The sequence below is a fragment of the Oleiphilus sp. HI0123 genome (assembly GCF_001635315.1).
In genome coordinates, this window is record NZ_LWGE01000382.1 from 1 (window position 1) to 863 (window position 863).

Below are 863 nucleotides of genomic sequence, written 5' to 3' on the forward strand. Positions count from 1 at the left end.
ACCGATAGCTTTCAAAATGATGCCTGAGTAGAAGTCTACGTTTGGATATAGCTTTCTTGCAACAAAGTACTCATCTTCTAGTGCTATCTGCTCAAGGCGACGCGCGATCTTCAATAGAGGATCATTCTCAAGGCCTAGTGCACCAAGAACTTCTTCGCATGTTTCGCGCATAACTTTGGCGCGAGGGTCGAAGTTTTTGTATACGCGGTGACCGAAGCCCATCAGACGGAATGGGTCGTTCTTGTCTTTCGCTTTGGCAACGTATTCATCGATGCGAGATACGTCACCGATTTCGTTAAGCATTGTTAGTACAGCTTCGTTTGCGCCGCCGTGAGCAGGGCCCCAAAGTGCAGCGATGCCAGAAGCGATACAGGCAAATGGGTTGGCGCCAGTTGAGCCGGCTAGGCGGACAGTTGATGTTGATGCATTCTGCTCATGGTCAGCATGAAGCATGAAGATCTTGTCCATTGCCTTTGAGATGGCTGGGTCAAACTTAACATCGCCAGCTGGCGTGCTGAACATCATGTGCAGGAAGTTTTCTGCATAATCCAAGTCATTGTTTGGATACATGAAAGGCTGGCCGATTGAGTACTTGTAGCACATCGCTGCAATGGTCGGCATTTTAGCTACAAGGCGGAAGCCTGCTATTTCACGGTGTTCTTCGTCAGAGATGTCCATCGTATCGTGGTAGAACGCTGAAAGAGCACCAACGACGCCGCACATGATCGCCATCGGGTGAGCGTCTCTTCGGAAGCCCTTAAAGAATTGGTTAACTTGATCGTGAACCATTGTGTGGTTGCGAACAGTTTTTCTGAAATGTTCGTTTTCTTCTGCTGTCGGAAGTTCTCCGTGCAAAAGTAGGT

The 863-nt window shown here is 48.7% G+C and carries 1 protein-coding gene; it reads right to left on the minus strand.

Going from position 1 to position 863, the window contains the following annotated elements:
• Positions 1-863: citrate synthase (gltA, locus tag A3761_RS03605; protein ID WP_068749832.1), on the minus strand; the 863-nt coding region annotated here is incomplete at both ends.